Genomic DNA, 18,772 nt, shown 5'->3' on the forward strand with positions numbered 1-18,772 from the left:
GCGCTCTATTGCCCCCTTCACCTCACCCTGACAAGAACAAGGAGAGTGAGATGCTTCTGGAAGGCTTTGGCCCGCAGATTCTGCTGGGCACCCTGGCCACCATCAAACTGGCGCTTTGGTCATTACTGATCGCCGTCCTGGCCGGGCTGATGGGCGCCAGTTCCAGGTTATCGTCCAACCGTTTGCTGCGTGCGTTGGCCACGGGGTATACGACCGTGATCCGCAGCATGCCTGACCTGGTGATCATGTTGCTGCTGTTCTTCAGCCTGCAGATGTTGCTCAACCGGATGACCGATTGGCTGGGCACCGCTCAGATTGATATCGACCCGTTTCTGGCCGGTGTCGTGACGCTGTCCTTCATCTACGGTGCCTACTTTACCGAGACGTTTCGCGGTGCCTTTCAGGCGGTCCCTGTCGGTCAGATCGAAGCGGCGAGGGCCTACGGCATGACCCGTGGGGAAACCTTTCGCAAGGTCCTCTTTCCCCAAATGCTGCGCCACGCCTTGCCGGGCATCGGCAACAACTGGCAGGTGCTGATCAAGTCGACGGCGCTGGTGTCGATCATCGGTCTGACTGACGTGGTCAAGGCCACGCAGGATGCGGGCAAGGGCTCGATGCAGTTCTTTTACTTCACCCTGGTCGGCGGCCTGATCTACCTCGCCATTACCACAGTCTCCAACGGCGTGTTGCTGTGGCTTGAGCGCCGTTATTCGGTCGGTGTCAGGAAGGCTGCGCTATGACCGGCATTCTCGAATCCTACTGGCAGGCGTACCTGTGGAGTGACGGGCCGCATCTTTCCGGGCTGGTGGTGACCTTGTGGTTGCTGATCCTGGCGGTGGCGATGGGGTTTGTGCTCGCGGTGCCATTGTCGATTGCCCGCGTCAGCCGCAACCCGCTGCTGCGCCTGCCGGTCTGGTGTTACACCTACGTGTTTCGTGGCACCCCGTTGTACATCCAGCTGCTGTTCTTTTACACCGGGGTGTACAGCTTGCATGTGGTGCGGTCCCAGGATTTTCTCAACGCGTTTTTCCGTGATGGCTTCAACTGCACGGTGCTGGCGTTCGGGCTCAATACCTGCGCCTACATGACCGAGATTTTTGCCGGTGCAATCCGGGCAACTGCCCACGGTGAAATCGAGGCCGCCAGTGCCTACGGAATGAGCCGGTTCACGCTTTATCGGCGGATTATTCTGCCGTCGGCGTTGCGCCGGGCGCTACCGTTTTTCAGCAATGAAGTGATTCTGATGCTGCATTCCACCTCAGTGGCCTTTACCGCCACGGTGCCCGATTTGCTGAAGATCGCCCGGGATGTCAACTCGGCGACCTATGCCTCCTTTACCGCCTTTGGCATTGCCGGGGTGCTGTACGCCGCCAGCGCGTTTTTCCTGATCTGGCTGTTTCGTCGCGGCGAACTGCATTGGCTGGCCTACCTCAAACCGCGAACGCACTGACCCCTATCGGACTAGCTCGAATGTATAAATTGATCGTTGAAGATGTGCATAAGAACTACGGTAACCATGAAGTGCTCAAAGGGGTTTCGCTCAAGGCAAGGGCAGGTGACGTGATCAGCATCATCGGCTCCTCCGGGTCTGGGAAAAGTACCTTCTTGCGCTGTATCAATCATCTCGAACAACCGTCGTCCGGGCGCATTGTTGTCAATGACGAAGAGTTGCTCACCCGCAGAAACTCAAAGGGCGAGTTGTGTGTGGTGAACCCCGGGCAGCTACGGAGCCTGCGCAGCCGGTTGTCGATGGTGTTTCAGCACTTCAATTTGTGGAGCCACATGACCGTGCTGGAAAACATCATCGAGTGTCCGATGAACGTGCTCGGTATCAGTCGGGCGCAGGCACTGGAGCGGGCACGTCATTACCTTGCCAAGGTGGGCCTGCCACAAAAAGTCGAGACCCGGTACCCGGTGCATTTGTCCGGCGGCCAGCAACAGCGGGTGGCCATTGCACGTGCGCTGGCCATGGAGCCTGAGGTGATGCTGTTCGACGAACCGACCTCAGCCCTCGACCCTGAACTGGTGGGTGAAGTGCTCAAGGTCATGCAGCAATTGGCCGAAGAGGGCAGGACGATGGTGGTGGTCACCCACGAGATGGCGTTTGCCAGGCAGGTGTCCAGTCACGTGATCTTTCTGCATCAGGGGCGGGTGGAAGAACAGGGCACGCCGGGCAGTGTTCTGGAGCATCCCCGCAGTGAGCGCTTGCAGCAGTTTCTGGCGGGGAGCCTCAAGTAACGCTAAGCGCTGCTCAATGCTTCAATGTCGACGCTTGAAAGACGGCGGCGCCTGCAAAAGAATCTGGATCCTGATCGCGAGCAAAAGTCATTTCTGTCCCCGCCGGGTTTGCGCCAACCGGTGATCGCACCCAGCCCCAGTGCCCGTGATTGCCCAATATCGCTGCTCATTTCGATCATTAATTTGTCAGTTGCGGTCATTGAGCGACAGCGGCGCGACTCTTAGTCTGTCGAACATGACTGATGGGGGCCGTAGAGCTCCTGCACTTTCCGTGATCGCTCGATGTGGAGTTACCGATGACCGTCGCTCAATACCCGCACCTGTTGGCTCCGCTGGACCTGGGTTTCACCACGCTGCGCAATCGCACCCTGATGGGGTCGATGCACACTGGCCTTGAAGAGAAACCGGGTGGTTTCGAACGCATGGCGGCGTACTTTGCCGAACGTGCCCGTGGCGGTGTCGGCCTGATGGTCACCGGCGGTATCGGCCCGAACGATGAAGGTGGCGTGTATTCCGGTGCGGCCAAGCTGACGACCGAAGAAGAGGCGCTCAAGCACCGTATCGTCACCCGTGCCGTGCATGACGCGGGCGGCAAGATCTGCATGCAGATCCTCCATGCCGGTCGTTATGCCTACAGCCCGAAACAGGTTGCGCCTAGCGCGATCCAGGCGCCGATCAACCCGTTCAAGCCCAAGGAGCTGGACGAGGAGGGCATCGAGAAGCAGATCAGCGATTTCGTCACCTGCTCGGTACTGGCACAAACCGCCGAATACGACGGTGTGGAAATCATGGGCTCCGAAGGTTATTTCATTAACCAGTTCCTCGCCGCCCACACCAACCACCGTACCGACCGCTGGGGTGGCAGCTATGAAAACCGCATGCGCCTGCCGGTGGAAATCGTCCGTCGCGTGCGTGAAGCGGTCGGTCCGAACTTCATCATCATTTTCCGTCTGTCGATGCTCGACCTGGTCGAAGGCGGCAGCACCTGGGAAGAGATCGTTCAACTGGCCAAGGCCATCGAGCAGGCCGGCGCGACCATCATCAATACCGGTATCGGCTGGCACGAAGCGCGGATTCCAACCATCGCCACCAAAGTGCCGCGCGCGGCCTTCAGCAAGGTCACGGCCAAGCTGCGTGGTTCTGTGAACATTCCGCTGATCACCACCAACCGCATCAACACGCCGGAAGTCGCCGAACAGATCCTGGCCGAGGGCGATGCCGACATGGTGTCCATGGCGCGGCCGTTCCTCGCCGACCCGGATTTCGTCAACAAGGCCGCTGAAGGTCGCGCCGATGAAATCAACACCTGCATCGGTTGCAACCAGGCCTGCCTTGATCACACCTTCGGTGGCAAGCTGACCAGTTGCCTGGTCAACCCGCGTGCCTGCCACGAAACCGAGCTGAACTATCTGCCGGTGCAGCAGTTAAAGAAAATCGCCGTGGTCGGTGCCGGCCCTGCCGGTTTGTCCGCCGCGACCGTGGCGGCCGAGCGTGGCCATCAGGTGACGCTGTTCGATTCGGCCAGCGAAATCGGCGGCCAGTTCAACATCGCCAAGCGCGTTCCGGGCAAGGAAGAGTTCTACGAAACCATTCGCTACTTCAATCGCAAGCTGCAGACCACTAACGTCGAGGTGTGCCTGAACACCCGCGTCGACGTGGCCAGGCTGGTCGAGGGCGGCTACGACGAGATCATCTTGGCCACCGGCATTGCGCCGCGCGTGCCGGCGATTGCAGGGGTGGAAAACGCCAAGGTGTTGAGCTACCTGGATGTGATCCTGGAGCGCAAACCGGTCGGCAAGCGTGTCGCGGTGATTGGTGCCGGTGGTATCGGTTTCGACGTCTCCGAATTCCTGGTGCATCAAGGCGTGGCTACCAGTCAGGATCGCGCCGCGTTCTGGAAAGAATGGGGCATCGATACGCACCTTGAGGCACGCGGTGGCGTTTCCGGTGTCAAGGCCGAGCCCCATGCGCCGGCCCGCGAGGTGTTTCTGCTGCAACGCAAGAAATCCAAGGTCGGCGACGGCCTGGGCAAGACCACCGGCTGGATTCATCGCACGGGTCTCAAGAACAAGCAGGTACAGATGCTCAACAGCGTTGAATACCTGAAGATCGACGACGAAGGCCTGCACATCCGCATCGGCGAAACCGGCGAGCCGCAGGTGCTGCCGGTGGACAACATCGTGATTTGCGCCGGGCAGGACCCGCTGCGTGAGTTGCATGAAAGCCTGGTGGCGGCGGGGCAGAACGTGCACCTGATCGGCGGCGCGGATGTCGCGGCAGAACTGGATGCCAAGCGGGCGATCAATCAGGGTTCGCGGTTGGCGGCGCAGTTGTAATACACAGGTCCAGCGTGCCAATGGCTTTCGCGGGCTTGCCCGCGAAGGCGTCCTCAAGGCTGTTAAGATGCCGGTTCCCTACTTGGATCCGGCGTCAATGCTTCTCCCTCTCTCCACCTGGCTACCCCAGGCTCCCCTCGAACGCCTTAATCTCGACTGGCTCACTGACGCCGGCATCGAAGTGGCGATCCTGCGCCTGGACCTGATCGACCCGCTGATCAGCGGCAACAAATGGTTCAAGCTCGTCGAACACCTGAAGACCGCCGACCGCGTTGGTGCCGAAGGCATCATCAGCCTGGGCGGAGCACACTCCAATCACCTCCACGCGTTGGCGGCGGCGGGCAAGCGTTTCGGCTTTTCCACCGTCGGCCTGTTACGCGGACATCCTCAGGAAACCCCGACGGTCAAAGACTTGCAGGCGTTCGGCATGGAGCTGCACTGGCTGGGTTACGCAGGTTATCGAGCGAGGCATGCAGCGGCTTTCTGGCAACCCTGGCACACCCGCTACCCGACGTTGCATCCGGTGCCTGAAGGGGGAGGTGGTTTACCTGGCGCCCTGGGTTGCCTGCCATTGCGGGCCGCTGTGTGCGCGCAATTGCAGGGCTTGGGCTGGAGCGACTATGACGGCTGGTGGCTGGCTTGCGGAACCGGCACGACGCTGGCTGGCCTGGTACTGGCCGAAGCGGGGGATCATCCGGTGTACGGTGCCCTGGCGGTGCCGGATGATCACGGGGTGGCGCAGCAGGTCGAGCGGATCGTGCAGGAGGCCGGTGTGGTCGATGCAGTGTATGAGCTGATTGCGGCCAGTCGCGGCGGCTTCGCGAAGGTCGATCCGCTGTTGCTCGACTTCATCGAAAAGACCGGGCAGGCCAGCGGCATTCCTCTTGAGCCGCTGTACACCGGCAAGGCGCTCATGGCCTTCGAGCAACAAGTCGCCGCGGGCAAGTTCGCCCGAGGCTCGCGGCTGATCTTCGTCCACACCGGTGGTTTGCAGGGGCGACGGGGGTTCAGTCCACAAGTCTGAAGCACACATGCAAACTCATGTGGCCTCAGTTATCGCGGTTTACGCTCTTGGGCATCATCCGCAGCAAGGTGTTATCGCCCACCACGTAATGGTGATACAGCGCGGCCGCGGCATGCAGGCCGATGAGCCAATAGCCGATAGTGGCGCCGAGCTCGTGCCAGTCCTGGAGTTGTCTGGCCAGGTCTTTGTTTTCCGCAATTGGCATCGGCAGGTCGAAGCCGTAGAACATCACCTGATTGCCTTTGGCGCTGGTGACCAGCCACCCGAGAATCGGCGTGACGATCATGAAAATGTACAGCGCCCAATGCATCAGCCTGGCCAGCGTCGTTTGCCACTGCGGCGAAGCCGGGAAGACCTGCGGCGCGGGGCCGAGACTGCGCGCGAACAAGCGCAGCCAGACCAGAACGAAGACGGTCAGGCCGAGCATGAAGTGTGATTCGACGATCAGCGTGCGCCCGCCGCTGCCCTTGGGAAACATCCCGCGAAACTCGATACAGGCGTAAACCAGCACCAGCAGGACCAGCATCAACCAGTGCAGCGCGATCGATACGGTGCTGTAGCGCGAGACGGAGTTTTTCCACGGCATACGGTATTCCTCAGAGGTCCGGTTTAAAGCCACCGCACTGGTTCGGCGGTGTTTGGTAACTTTAATCCTGTTTCACCGGGTTTGCCTGAGGCGATTGGCCGCTGGATGCTCTGGTTCGGCTAACGGACAGAAAAAACTGTAGGAGCGAGCAAGCTCGCTCCTACAGGGGGGCGTTGCGTTTTTTAGCTCGATTGCGGCATTTCGCCGTTGGCCAGACGCTTGTTGATGTCGGCGATCACGTCCGGCAGGTCGGTGATGGTGTCGATCATGTAGTGTGGGCGCGAACCTTCGAACATCCCATGGATGCGCTTGCGCTCAGTGTCCAGTTGGTCGCTGCCCAGAGCGCGATAACCTGCGTAGTCCAGGCCCAGGGCGTTGCCCGAGCAGATCAGCGCCACGGTCCACATGCCGGCGCGCCGACCTTCGAGAATGCCCGGCACGGTGTCATCGATCTTCACGCACGCGGCGACATCGTCGATGCCCAGGGCGATGACGTTGGCCAGCGCCTGGGCGGGCCATGGGCGACCATTCGGGACTTCGTCGGTGGCGACCACGTGATCGGCCACGTAGCCGTTGGTGGCGGCCAGTTCGACCACTTTGTCCATGACCTGTTTCGGGTAACCGGAGCAGGAGCCGATCTTGATCCCTTGCTGGCGCAGGTTGGTGATGGTTTCCAGTGCGCCCGGGATCAATGCCGAGTGTTCAGCGATTTTTTCGATCTGCAGCGGCATGAAGCGTTGGTAGATCGCGGTGACGTCATCGTCGGTCGGTGTGCGGCCGAAGACTTTGCGATAACGCTCGGCAACGTCCGGCAGATCGCACAGGGTGCGGATGTGGTCCCACTTGCCCATGCCCATCGGGCCACGGGCTTCTTCGATGGACACCTGGACGTCGAACTCGGCGAAGGCCTCGACGAAAATCTGCGTCGGGGCGAAGGAGCCGAAGTCGACCACGGTGCCGGCCCAGTCGAGGATGGCGGCTTGCAGTTTGGTTGGGTTGGCGTAGTTCATGGTGATCAAGTCCTGTGGCAACTATTGGTGGGGGGCGTTGCTTTTTTTGTGGGAGCGAGCCTGCTCGCGAAAGCGGTGGATCGGTCGATATCGGTGTCGAATGTTCGACCGTCTTCGCGAGCGGGCTCGCTCCCACAGGGGAGCTGTGGTGAATCAGATTTCGAGCACTTCCATCTCGCGTAGTACTTCGCCAATCGCGGCCACGGCTTCGCGCATTTGCGCCGGTTGGACATGGCCGATGCAGCCGACGCGGAAGGTCTCGACCTGGGTCAACTTGCCGGGGTAGAGGATGTAACCCTTGGCCTTGACCCGTTCGTAGAACTCCTTGAACTGGTAGCGAGGGTCTTTCGGGGCATGGAAGGTGGCGATGATTGGCGCCTGGATCGCGGCCGGCAGGAAGCTGCGCAGCCCCAGTTTGCCCATCTCTTCCATCAGTGCCTGGCAATTGGCGGCGTAGCGTTCGTGTCGCGCCGGCAAGCCGCCTTCTTCGTTGTATTGCAGCAGGGCTTCGTGCAGCGCGGCGACCACATGGGTCGGCGGGGTGAAGCGCCATTGGCCGGTCTTCTGCATGTAAGCGTGCTGGTCGTGCAGATCCATGGCCAGCGAATGCGAGTTACCGGCGGCGGCTGCCAGCGACTCTTTGCGAGCAAAGACAAAACCCATCCCCGGCACACCTTCCAGGCACTTGCCGGAAGCGGCGATCAGCGCATCGAACGGCACCTGTTGCGCATCCACCGGCAGCGCGCCGAAGGAACTCATGGCGTCGATGATCAGGCGCTTGCCGTGTTGCTCGACGACCTGGGCGATTTCCGGCAGCGGATTGAGAATGCCGGTGCTGGTTTCGCAGTGAATCAGGGCGACGTGGGTGATGCCGTTATCGGCGCGCAGCAGGCGGTCGACATCGGCGGCGGTGGTCGGCTCGTCTTCGGCGGTTTCGAAGGTGCTGAAGGAGCGGCCCAGCACTTCGCAGATCTTCGCCAGGCGTTTGCCGTAGGCACCGTTGATCAGTACCAGAACCTTGCCGTCCCGAGGCACCAGCGTGCCGATCGCGGCCTCGACCGCGAAGGTGCCGCTGCCTTGCAGGGGCACGCAGTGGTGCGTGGCGGCGCCGTTGATGATTGCCAGCAGTTGCTCGCAGAGACTGGCGGTCAATTGATTGAAGCGGTCATCCCATGAACCCCAGTCGATCATCATCGCCTGACGGGTGCGGGGCGAAGTGGTCAATGGGCCGGGGGTGAGCAGGATGGGTTCGGCAGTACTCATTCTCATGTCCTCGCAATCGATGGGATGAAGCTACGGGGCTTAAATTGCAATTTGCCGTGTTATCAATCAAATTGTTTATTGTTATGCCAGCCATCAGTGAGGGTTATTCATGAATCTGTTTCAGCTCCGCGCCTTCGATGCCGTGGCGCGCGAAGGCAGCTTTACCCGGGCGGCGGCGCGGTTGTTTATCAGCCAGCCGGCGGTTACCGGGCACATCAAGGCCCTGGAGGAGCACTACCAGATCACCCTGTTGCGCCGCACCGCCCGGCGAGTGGAGCTGACGGAGGAGGGCACCAAACTGGCGGCCATCACCCGGGCGATGTTCGGCCTGGCCGAAGAGGCGCAGGTGATGCTTGAAGCCAACCGGCAATTGCTGACCGGGCGCCTGGAGGTGGCGGCGGACGGTCCGCACATGGTCATGCCGATGCTCGCCAGCCTGCGCGCACGCTATCCGGGAATCACGGTGAACCTGCGCCTGGGCAATGCCCAGGAAACCCTGGCGGCGCTGCTGTCCGAACATGCCGACGTGGCGGTGCTGACCGAGGTTGAGCCGCGCAAGGGCTTGCATCTGCAAGCGCTGAACGAATCCCGGATTTGCGCGCTGGTGCCCGATGGGCATCCCTGGGTGCAGAAGACCAAAGGCGTGCAGCTCAAGGAGCTGGATCAGGTGATCATGGTGCTGCGCGAACCGAGTTCGATCACCCGGCGCACCTTCGATGAGGCTTGCGCCCAGGCCAGGGTCAATCCGCGTGTGTTGCTGGAGCTGGACAGCCGCGAAGCGGTGACCGAGGCGGTGGCTGCCGAATTGGGGGTGGGGGTGGTGTCGTCGGTGGAAGTCAGCCACGACCCGCGAGTGGCGGCGGTGCCGATCATTGGCGAGGGGTTGGTGAACCGGCACATGATCGGGTGCATGGAGCGGCGCAGGGATTTGCGATTGATTCAGGCGTTTTTCGGGCTGGCGTCAGTCAGGTAGACCGGGGTGCTCGCGAAGGGGGCGGACCTGCCTACGCCAGACTCTCGCGCACCATCTCCAGAAACGTCGCCACCACCCGCCGCGAACTCTGCTCGCGCAAGCACACCAGCGTTTCAGTCAGTCGTCGTTCGCAGTCGGTAATCGGCAGCGCGCACACCCTGGAGTCCGCGCCAAACTCGGCAGCCGATACCACACCCACCCCGATCCCGACCACCACCGCTTCCCGCGCAGCCTCCCGGCCCTCGACCTGAACCGCCGGGCGAATGCGGAACCCGGCGCGTTGCATTTCCTCTTCCAGGGTCTGTCGGGTCACCGAGCCGATTTCCCGCAACACCAGTGGCGTGTCGTCGAGGTCCGCGAGGGTGATGGATTCGCGGTCGGCCCACGGGTGATGGCGCGACACGAACGCCACCATCGGGTCGTTGCGCAGGGGCAGGGAGATCAGGCGCTCATCGCTGACGTCACGACCCAGCAGCGCCAAGTCGGCCTGGTAGTTGAACAGTCGGAAAAGCGACTCATCGGTGTTGCCGGTTTCGATCTTCACGCTGATCCCGGGGTAGCGTTCGCAGAACCGGGCAATCTGCGGCAGCACGTGCACCGGTGCATCCACTGCCAGAATCAGACTGCCGGTCTGCAAGGCCTGGGATTCCTGAAGCAGTTCCTGGGCTTCCGCCTCGATCACAAAAAGCCGCTGGGTAACGCTCAACAGGCGTTCGCCCAGATCGGTCAGGCGCACCGAGCGTTTGTTGCGGTGAAACAGCAAGACACCGTAGCGCTCTTCGAGCTTGCGCACCTGGTCGGAGATCGCCGGTTGCGTCAGAAAAAGCCGCTCGGCGGCTTTGGTAAAGCTTCCATGGACCGCCACGGCGTGGAACGCCTTGAGCTGGGCGTGGGAAACCGACATGGCAATCTCCAGTAACAATCTGACCTTATATTTGAAATACGATAAATCGATTTCACTTATTAATCAGTAATTGTTTTTATCCACCTCAGCCCCTCTGACTGGTCAGTCGAACAGCAGCGGGCGCCATGAGCCTGGGCATGCAATAACAGGACTCATCTGACCGGTATCCGCCGTAGGGACAGGGCGATACCGCAGTGCTCAACAATAAAAAAACAGGCGTTTTCTTCCAATTCTGCCGGCACACTCACACCCTGAGGTCAGAACCACAATGAACAAGCACATCGGCACCATCAAGCGTTGGCGCGTGCAGATCTTCGCGATCACCTGGCTCGCCTACGCCGCTTTTTACTTCACCCGCAAAGCCTTCTCGGTGGCCAAGCTCGGCATCGCCGAAGACCCGACCTTCATGCTCGACAAAATGGCCATGGCCAACCTCGACGCCATCTACCTGACGGCCTACGCCGTCGGCCAATTCACCTGGGGCATCCTTGCCGACCGCTTCGGCCCGCGGGTGGTGGTGCTGGGCGGGTTGCTGATTTCCGCCTGTGCGGCACTGGTGATGGGCAGTTTCGCAACGTTACCGATTTTCGCTACCTGCATGCTGATACAAGGCCTGGCGCAGTCCACCGGTTGGTCGGGGCTGTGCAAGAACCTCGGCAGCTTCTTTCCCGCCGAGCAGCGCGGGCGGGTACTGGGCCTGTGGAGTTCCTGCTACGCCTTTGGCGGTCTCGTGGCGTCGCCGTTTGCCGGGTGGTGGGCGTATACGCTCATCGGCACCTGGCATGCGGCGTTTGTTTCCAGTGCGGCGGTGGTTGGGCTGGTCGCCGTGCTGTTTTTTATTTTTCAACGCAACAAACCGGAAGACGTGGGCTTGCCGGCCGTGGAGCCGGAGCCCGAACTGACGGCCGAAGAAACCCTTGTCCAGAGCAAAGTCAGTCTCTGGGAGCCTCTGAAGGAAATCCTGCGCAACCGTACGGTGCTGGTGTTGGGGCTGGCGTACTTCATGCTGAAACCGGCGCGCTACGCGATTCTGCTGTGGGGGCCGGTGATCGTCTTCGAACAGATGCCCTCGGTGGGCAAGGTTGGTGCGGCGATCATTCCGACCTCGTTCGAACTGGCCGGGTTGCTGGGGCCAATCATGATCGGCCTGGCCTCGGACAAACTGTTCGGCGCCCGGCGCATGCCCGCTTGCGTGCTCAGCCTGTTGGCGCTGACCGTGTCTCTGGCACTGTTCATGGGCGCCCTGCACACCGGCAGCGTAGTCCTGGTGGTGGCGCTCCTGTTCGTCATGGGGCTGACCCTCTACGGACCGGACTCGATGATCAGCGGCGCGGCGGCCATCGATTTCGGCACGGCCAAGGCCGGTGCGACGGCGGCCGGGTTCGTCAACGGTTGCGGTTCGGTGGGGGCGGTGCTCGGCGGATTGTTGCCGGGTTACTTCGACTCGGTCACGGTATTTATCGTCTTCGCCGGCTGCGCCATGTTCTCGGCGCTGGTGTTGATCCCGCACTGGAACAGCCGCCCGGGCGGCCTGAAAACCAATTACCCCTTCGTGCCCAATCGGGCGATGAACATCAAACCCCTGCGTACCTGAATCCTGTCCCTCGCGGCCTGCTGCGTCTGCGGCAGGCTGGCGTGTGGGCCACTGACTGGAGATTTCCCCATGAGACCCTTTTGGCTGGACCAGGCCTTGAAGGCTGATGCATCCGAAACCTGTCCGCCACTGGAAGGCGACAGCCGCGCCGACGTGTGCATCGTCGGTGGCGGTTATACCGGGTTGTGGACCGCGATCATGCTCAAGGAACAGAACCCCGAACTGGACGTGTTGCTCATCGAAGCGGACATCTGCGGCGCCGGGGCCAGTGGACGCAATGGCGGTTGTGCGTTGTCGTGGTCGGCCAAATATTTCACCCTGGAACGGTTGTTCGGCGTCGAAGAGGCCGTGCGCCTGGTCAAGGAGTCCGAGCGCAGCATCCATGCCATCGGCGCCTTCTGCGAACAGTACGCGGTGGACGCCGATTACCGCCTCGATGGTACGCTCTACACCGCCACCAACCGTGCGCAATGCGGCTCGACCGATGCGGTTATCGCTGCACTTGAGCGCAACGGCATCAACTCGTTCACTCAGCGGCCGGTGGCCGATGTGCAGCGCATGGCCGGTTCCAGCAAGCACCTGGAAGGCTGGTTTTCACCGGCTGCGGCCAGTGTGCAGCCGGGTAAACTGGTGCGCGGTATGCGCCGGGTTGCGCTGCAACTGGGTGTGCGGATTCACGAAAACACCGCGATGACCGGGCTGGAAGAGGGCAAGCCGGTGGGTATTCAAACCCCCAACGGCACCGTTCGCGCCGATCGCGTGGTGCTGGCGATGAACGCCTGGATGGCTCGGGCGTTCCCGCAGTTCGAGCGCAGCGTGGCGATCGTTTCCAGCGACATGCTGATCACCGAGCCCCGGCCGGATTTGCTCGATGAAATCGGCTTGACCAGCGGTGTCACGGTGCTCGATTCGCGGATTTTCGTGCACTACTACCACAACACTCCGGACGGCCGGATCATGCTTGGCAAGGGCGGCAATACCTTCGCTTATGGTGGACGCATATTGCCGGTGTTCGATCAGCCTTCACCCTATGCCGGTTTGTTGCACAACAGCCTGGCGGATTTCTTCCCGGCGTTTGCCGACGTCAAGGTCGAAGCGACCTGGAATGGTCCGTCGGACCGTTCCGTGACCGGGCTGCCGTTTTTCGGGCAGATGAGCGCCAGTGGCAATGTGTTCTACGGTTTTGGCTACTCCGGCAGCGGTGTCGGACCCTGCCACATGGGCGGGCAGATTCTGGCGTCGATGGTCCAGGGCCTGGACAACCCCTGGACCCGATCGCCGCTGGTCAATGGACCGCTGGGTTTCTTCCCGCCGGAGCCGATTCGCTACATCGGTTCGCTGATGGTGCGCAACGCTATCCGCCGCAAGGAGCGCGCGGAGGATCACGGGCGTCGACCGCGGCATCTGGATGTGCGCCTGGCAAAGTTTGCCGCAGCGGCCGGAAAGGCTGACAAGGGCTGAGCGTCAGGGTGCAAGGTCCGAGCGGTTGAGCAGCCAGTCGAACAGCAGGCGGGTATCGCCGTCGGGCTCGCGTGGACGAGGGCGGCGAGGTTGTGGCCTTGGGCTCATGGCCGTACAGAGCACCGGGCGATCCGGGTCACTGTCGAGGAAAACCACCAGTACCTCGCTGCCAGCCACGGGCAAGCGGGTCGGATCGATCCAGTCCTCGGCGGTGGTCAGCGCCAGTGGTAACCACAGGCCGGTGGGCACTCCGTTGGCTGATTGCGTGGCAGGCCAGAGGATCACCTGAACCCGGCCATCCTCATCCACTTTCTCCGGTTGCCCGACCGGGCCGCACACCAGGGCGGGCTGATACCCGGGGATACTTGGCCGGGGTTGTTCGAGCGCTGGCCTGAACACCGTCGACCACGGGATGGCGCTGAATTGATTGCGGTAACCTTCGGCCATGCCCGCTGTGTCGTCGAGCAGAATGGAGGCGTGACGCCCCTGATGGCGGACTTCGGTGACCAGCCATTGATCGTTGAAATTCGCCAGCCGGTGCCCGGCCACCTGTACGATCCGGCCGCTGCGTAATGCTCCCTGGTTAGTTTGACCGTGGATCTGCAGGTGCCGGCAACGCAGGCGTTCCAGGTGTCGACGGCTGAGCTGGTCGCGATGTTGCTGTTCGCGAGCGGGAAAGTGTCTCGCCGTGGCGAACGAGTGATTGGCGGCACCGTCGCCGCTGCCCGGTGCTCCCGGATTCCTGGCACTTGGGCGCGCGGGGGAGGGCGGAGCGTCATGGCGCTGGAACAATTCGCTGATCACGGGTTCGTGATGTTCGTCGAGTGCGTCGCTGCGCAACGGTATGAGCAACGGTTCCTGGGGGAAGCTCAGGCTGTCATCGGCCAACACCAGGACATGGCCGTCGCGGTGATGTTCGAAGTGATAGTGAATACCTTCCTCCTCGCACAGTCGTTGCAGCAACGCCAGGTCGGTTTCTTCGTACTGGATGCAAAAAGGTCGCAGGGGATAATGCCCGGTTGCCAGTTCAAAGCGATAGCTGTCGGCGGGCAGCCCATGTTCCTCCAGTAACTGGCGCAGGATCATGGGCACGCTGGCGTGCTGCAAAACTCGCCGGCATCGTTGCCGATCCAGCGCCTGGATACGGGACACCAGCAGCAGTTTGTAAGCGACCCGATGCCCGCTTCGGTGTTCACAACTGGCGCTGTCCAACACGCCATGAATACCTTGGTCGTGGCCAAATTCGAGGAACGCCGGTTGGTGCAACAGTCGTTCAAGGTTCAGGGCCGGTGCCAGCCCGATCACCTCGATGTCGAATCGATAGGGCTGGTTGAGTGCTTCATGACCACTGAACCGGACCACCTGGAAACTCAGGTCGTCATCGAGAAGGGTCAGGGTGGCGGGACTTTCCTTGTCGTTGAGCATCGAACACACCGCTGCCGTGAAATAGGGGGCAGAGCGTACGAAACCCCGACGAATTGCGGGCACGCTGATGCGACATTTCCGAATCGCCCTACAACCGCTGGTGAAGATGTCGATACCAGTCGGGATTTTTTGGTCGATTGCCAACTTTAGGCCGTATAAACTTGCACAAAGCGCCGGCCAATCGTTGTCTCGGCGCCACAGATGCCACAGATAAGAGAGTGAGAAATGGGCGCACAGTGGAAGGTTAAACATAAAGAAGCGGCAGCCAATGCCAAGGGCAAGATCTTCGGCAAACTGGTGAAAGAAATCACCATTGCTGCGCGTAACGGCGCTGATGTTGCTACCAACGCACACTTGCGTCTGGTCGTTGAACAGGCCAAGAAAGCCTCGATGCCCAAGGAAACACTGGATCGTGCCATCAAGAAAGGTGCGGGCCTGTTGGGCGAAACCGTGCAATACCATCGCGTGACGTACGAAGGGTTCGCCCCGCATCAGGTGCCCCTGATCGTTGAATGCGTAACCGACAACATCAACCGTACCGTCGCCGAGATCCGCGTGGCGTTCCGCAAGGGCCAACTGGGGGCTTCCGGTTCGGTGGCCTGGGACTTCAACCATGTCGGCATGATCGAAGCATCGCCGGACACCCCGGACGCCGATCCGGAAATGGCCGCCATCGAAGCCGGTGCACAGGATTTCGAACCGGGTGAAGACGGTGCAACCCTGTTCCTGACCGAGCCGACCGACCTCGACGCGGTACAGAAAGCCTTGCCGGAACAAGGCTTTACCGTGCTGTCGGCTAAACTGGGCTACCAGCCGAAAAACCCGGTCAGTGGCCTGAGCGACGAGCAGATGGCGGAAGTCGAGGCGTTCCTCGAAGGTCTTGATAACCACGACGACGTGCAGGACATGTTTGTCGGGTTGGCGAGTTAAGTCTTGGTGTCAATGACGGTCATGTTGTTTGACAGACCGTCATCGTCGGATCGCCGCCCGGAGCGAGCTTGCTCCGGGCGGCGATCCGACGATTGACCGCGCAGCGGTTACAGATTTTCCAGTTGCTCCACGACTTCGCTGAACCCCGGCCGTGCCAGCACTTGCGGCTGACAGCAACGCTGCTCCAGATCCTCCAGCACCCCACGCAGTTCATCGCTCAGCCCCGAGTCGATCCGCTCCAGCAACTCCCCCAGCAAGACCCCGAACGCCCGCACCTCGATCCGCTGCAAGGCACGGCTTTCAAGGCTGTCGGAAATCGCATGGAACGACGCCGCGCCAAAGTCCCCCAGCAAGCAATCACCCTGTTCATTCCACAGAATGTTGTGCCCATAGAGGTCGCCGTGGGTGATGCCATGGCCGTGCAGGTGCTCGGCCACCGAGGCAATGCCCGAGGCAATGCGCAGCGCCACGGCAGCACTCAAGCGCAAGCCGTCGGGGTAAATGTCGCGGCTGCACGACGCCAGGCTCGGCAGCGCGGCGAGGTTGCGGTAACTCGGTGCGATCAGTTGCATCACCAGCCCGGCGGTTTGCTGCGGGTGATCGACAATCCGCCCTTCGACGCGGATCAGGTTCGGGTGCAGGCCCGCGGTGATACAGGCGTTCATCTCGTGCAGTGGCGAACCGTCGCTGGTCATTTCGCCCTTGTAGAGTTTCACCGCAACGGCCATGGACGGCCGGTCGGCCGGTTGCCAGGTGGCCTGATGAATCACCCCCGACGCACCTTCTCCGAGTTTTTTCTCCAGACGCAATGCCGACCAGCCGATGCGCGGTGTGGCGTCGAGGGCCGCGGCATCGGCTTCGGTTTCCAGCGGATTGCCGGCGTACGCCAGCCAGGTCAGGCTCGGTAATTCCAGCAGCCATTGCGGCAACCCGGTCAACCGGTTGGCGGCGATGCGGATCAGTTCCAGGCGATGGCACTGGCGCAACGACTCCGGCAGCGCTTGCAAACGATTACCGGCGAGCATGAGCTTTTGCAGGAACGGGCGCTCTCCCAGTTCGCTCGGCAAGGTTTCGATGCAGTTGTCGGTCAGGATCAGCCAGCGCAGCAGCGGTGGCAGCGCCGCTGCTGGCACGTGGGCGATGCGGTTGGCCTTGAAGCCGATCATCGTCAGTGCGGCGCATTGGCCCAGGCAGGCCGGCAACTCGGTGAAGCGGTTATCGGAGCAGAACAGCACGCGCAAACGGGTCAGGCGATGCAAATCCTCCGGCAGGGCGCTCAAAGCATTACCGCTGAGGTTGAGCACCTCCAGCGAGTCCGCCAGATCGAAAATCTCCCGGGGGAATTCGGTGAGGCCTTCAACAAGATCCAGCCGCGTGATGCCTGACAACTCGCCGGCGCGCAATTGAGCAAGGGTATGCATGAACAGATTCGCTATTGATCAGGGTATAGGCGCGTGGCCCCGGAAATGCGCGACATGATAGCGGCAAAGTCGGGGTGACTGGCAGATTGCTTTCGCGAGCAGGCTCGCTCCCACAATGGATTCTTGTCGTGCCATCGATCCCGTGTGGGAGCGAGCCTGCTCGCGAAGGGGCCGGTCAATGCGACAAAAAAGATATCGATCAAACGGGCTCGCAGACTTCAACCAGTTGCCCCAGTCGACTGCGGGTGCGTGCCAGATCAATGGCATCGCCGTCCAGGCTTTCACGCAGGGCGTGTTGCCCGAGCAGCGTCAGGTGCTTGTCCTGGTCGTACAGCACGTCGATGAGGTTGATGAAGCGCTGTTGGGCGGCAATCGAGCACTCACCGAGCCGCGGCAGCTCATCGATGATCCAGGTATCGAAACGGCGGCACAGCTCCAGGTAATCCATCACGGCGGTAGGTTGGTCACACAGGTCGGCGAAGGTAAAACCGATGCGTCGCTCATCGCAGAAACGGGCCTGGAAATGCCGGGTACCCACGGGTAGTGACACAGGCTGGGCGCCGCGATCCGGCAGGTTCAATGATCGTCGCTGCACAGCGCTGGCCGGCCACACGTAATGGCCTTGGGTGAACAGTTGTTGCGCGTGGCTGCGGACCTGACTGCGATAGTCGTGCGGACCGCCGACTTCCATCACCTGCATGCGCGCATTGATCAAGTCGATCACCGGTTTGAAGCGGGCGTGGTACAGCGGATTGGGCAGCAGGCCTTCGGGCGGGTAATTGGAGGTGACCAGCAACAGGATGCCACGCTGAAACAGTGCCTTGAACAACCGGGTGATGAGCATCGCATCACCGATGTCGTGCACATGGAACTCATCGAAACACAGCACCCGGCAATCGCTGAGCAGTGCGTCGAGGGTGATCTCCAGGGCGTCGGCACGTTCGCGGTGCTCGAACATGCCCTGGTGCAGTTGGGCGAAAAACTGATGGAAGTGCAGGCGTTGTTTTTCCGCGAGGGGAATGGCCCGGAAAAACCCGTCGAGCAGCCAGCTTTTGCCGCGCCCCACGGCACCATGCAGGTACAGGCCGGGAAGGGGGGGCGATGCAGCACCCACCAGCATGCAAGCCTGCCGGGCCATGCAGTCGATCACGCGCTGTTGGCTGTGACTGAGGGTGTAGCCCTGGAAGTGGGCCTGGTGGCGGAAGTAATCGTGGATGACTTGACCCGCCGCGACGCTGCCGGCAGCCGGCGCCTTGCCGAAAAGGCGACGCAACGATTGCCAGCGCGATTTGATTCGCGAACGATTGGGTGGTCGAACGGCCACTGGGATATCACCTCTGGTCTGCGGGCAGGCTCTCCGACCTGCGGCGGCATAGTGTAACCAGAGCAGGGAATTTGCTTCCAGCTGTGTCAGCGCGCGTCGGAGCAGTTCCGACGGGGAGTGTCCGCCGATACGACGGGTCACCTGGAAGAGCCTGCAGGAGCGAGCCTGCTCGCGAAAAACGTCTGGGCAACGCGTTCATTCAGACGGTACGCGTTATCGTTGACGTCCATCGTCGGAACGCCGCCCGGAGCAAGCTCGCTCCCACAGGGAACTGCGTCGTTTA

16 protein-coding genes are annotated in these 18,772 nt (G+C 61.5%); 9 read left to right on the forward strand and 7 right to left on the reverse strand.

From position 1 onward, the window contains the following. Positions 1-50: 50 nt before the first annotated feature. The 5 genes from CAF65_RS22560 (at position 51) to CAF65_RS22580 (ending at position 5,598) form a co-directional block, all read left to right on the forward strand. Positions 51-740 (forward strand): ABC transporter permease, encoded by a 690-nt coding sequence (locus CAF65_RS22560; RefSeq protein WP_085718252.1) that lies wholly within the window; start codon positions 51-53, stop codon positions 738-740. Next, positions 737-1,450, forward strand: coding sequence for an ABC transporter permease (locus tag CAF65_RS22565; protein WP_085718253.1), 714 nt, complete (start codon positions 737-739; stop codon positions 1,448-1,450). Before CAF65_RS22560 ends, CAF65_RS22565 begins: the two co-directional genes overlap by 4 nt. 20 nt (positions 1,451-1,470) lie before the next feature. Then, positions 1,471-2,238, forward strand: a complete 768-nt coding sequence (locus tag CAF65_RS22570; protein WP_085718254.1) for an ABC transporter ATP-binding protein — start codon at positions 1,471-1,473, stop codon at positions 2,236-2,238. 296 nt (positions 2,239-2,534) lie between these two features. Continuing rightward, positions 2,535-4,574 (forward strand): FAD-dependent oxidoreductase, encoded by a 2,040-nt coding sequence (locus tag CAF65_RS22575; RefSeq protein WP_085718255.1) that lies wholly within the window; start codon positions 2,535-2,537, stop codon positions 4,572-4,574. A gap of 97 nt (positions 4,575-4,671) precedes the next feature. Further along, positions 4,672-5,598, forward strand: a complete 927-nt coding sequence (locus tag CAF65_RS22580; RefSeq protein ID WP_085718256.1) for a 1-aminocyclopropane-1-carboxylate deaminase/D-cysteine desulfhydrase — start codon at positions 4,672-4,674, stop codon at positions 5,596-5,598. Positions 5,599-5,623: 25 nt separating this feature from the next. Here CAF65_RS22580 and CAF65_RS22585 read toward each other — a convergent pair whose 3' ends face one another. The 3 genes from CAF65_RS22585 to CAF65_RS22595 form a co-directional block, all read right to left on the reverse strand. After that, positions 5,624-6,184 carry a cytochrome b gene (locus CAF65_RS22585; RefSeq protein ID WP_085718257.1) on the reverse strand — a complete coding sequence of 187 codons (561 nt, stop codon included), beginning with the start codon at positions 6,182-6,184 and terminating at the stop codon, positions 5,624-5,626. A gap of 182 nt (positions 6,185-6,366) precedes the next feature. After that, positions 6,367-7,194 carry a phosphonoacetaldehyde hydrolase gene (gene phnX, locus CAF65_RS22590; protein ID WP_085718258.1) on the reverse strand — a complete coding sequence of 276 codons (828 nt, stop codon included), beginning with the start codon at positions 7,192-7,194 and terminating at the stop codon, positions 6,367-6,369. Between the two features lie 153 nt (positions 7,195-7,347). After that, entirely contained in the window at positions 7,348-8,457 is a 1,110-nt protein-coding gene (locus tag CAF65_RS22595) for a 2-aminoethylphosphonate--pyruvate transaminase (RefSeq protein WP_085718259.1), read from the reverse strand. Between the two features lie 109 nt (positions 8,458-8,566). Between CAF65_RS22595 and CAF65_RS22600 the strand changes: the two genes are divergently transcribed. Next, complete coding sequence (locus tag CAF65_RS22600) at positions 8,567-9,430, forward strand: LysR substrate-binding domain-containing protein (protein ID WP_085718260.1); 864 nt, start codon at positions 8,567-8,569, stop codon at positions 9,428-9,430. Between the two features lie 31 nt (positions 9,431-9,461). Here CAF65_RS22600 and CAF65_RS22605 read toward each other — a convergent pair whose 3' ends face one another. After that, positions 9,462-10,334: a LysR family transcriptional regulator gene (locus tag CAF65_RS22605; RefSeq protein ID WP_085718261.1), complete on the reverse strand. Its 873-nt coding sequence runs from the start codon at positions 10,332-10,334 to the stop codon at positions 9,462-9,464. Positions 10,335-10,602: 268 nt separating this feature from the next. On the opposite strand from CAF65_RS22605, the gene CAF65_RS22610 reads away from it, so the two are divergent. Continuing rightward, a complete protein-coding gene (locus CAF65_RS22610; protein WP_085718262.1) occupies positions 10,603-11,928 on the forward strand; it encodes an MFS transporter in 1,326 nt (441 codons plus the stop codon). A 69-nt stretch (positions 11,929-11,997) separates the two neighbouring features. Further along, on the forward strand, positions 11,998-13,389 hold the full coding sequence (locus tag CAF65_RS22615; protein ID WP_085718263.1) for an FAD-dependent oxidoreductase: 1,392 nt from the start codon (positions 11,998-12,000) through the stop codon (positions 13,387-13,389). Between the two features lie 3 nt (positions 13,390-13,392). Here CAF65_RS22615 and CAF65_RS22620 read toward each other — a convergent pair whose 3' ends face one another. After that, positions 13,393-14,814 (reverse strand): type VI secretion system Vgr family protein, encoded by a 1,422-nt coding sequence (locus CAF65_RS22620; protein WP_085718264.1) that lies wholly within the window; start codon positions 14,812-14,814, stop codon positions 13,393-13,395. Positions 14,815-15,039: 225 nt separating this feature from the next. Here CAF65_RS22620 and CAF65_RS22625 point away from each other — a divergent pair, with 225 nt between their 5' ends. Further along, entirely contained in the window at positions 15,040-15,744 is a 705-nt protein-coding gene (locus CAF65_RS22625) for a YebC/PmpR family DNA-binding transcriptional regulator (RefSeq protein WP_085718265.1), read from the forward strand. Positions 15,745-15,851: 107 nt separating this feature from the next. Here CAF65_RS22625 and CAF65_RS22630 read toward each other — a convergent pair whose 3' ends face one another. Then, positions 15,852-17,165 (reverse strand): leucine-rich repeat-containing protein kinase family protein, encoded by a 1,314-nt coding sequence (locus CAF65_RS22630; RefSeq protein WP_085718266.1) that lies wholly within the window; start codon positions 17,163-17,165, stop codon positions 15,852-15,854. Between the two features lie 199 nt (positions 17,166-17,364). Beyond that, positions 17,365-18,489 carry a cell division protein ZapE gene (zapE, locus tag CAF65_RS22635; protein ID WP_085718267.1) on the reverse strand — a complete coding sequence of 375 codons (1,125 nt, stop codon included), beginning with the start codon at positions 18,487-18,489 and terminating at the stop codon, positions 17,365-17,367. Positions 18,490-18,772: the final 283 nt, after the last annotated feature.

The organism is Pseudomonas sp. B28(2017) (genome assembly GCF_002113025.1).
In the GTDB taxonomy this organism is placed as follows: Bacteria; Pseudomonadota; Gammaproteobacteria; order Pseudomonadales; family Pseudomonadaceae; genus Aquipseudomonas.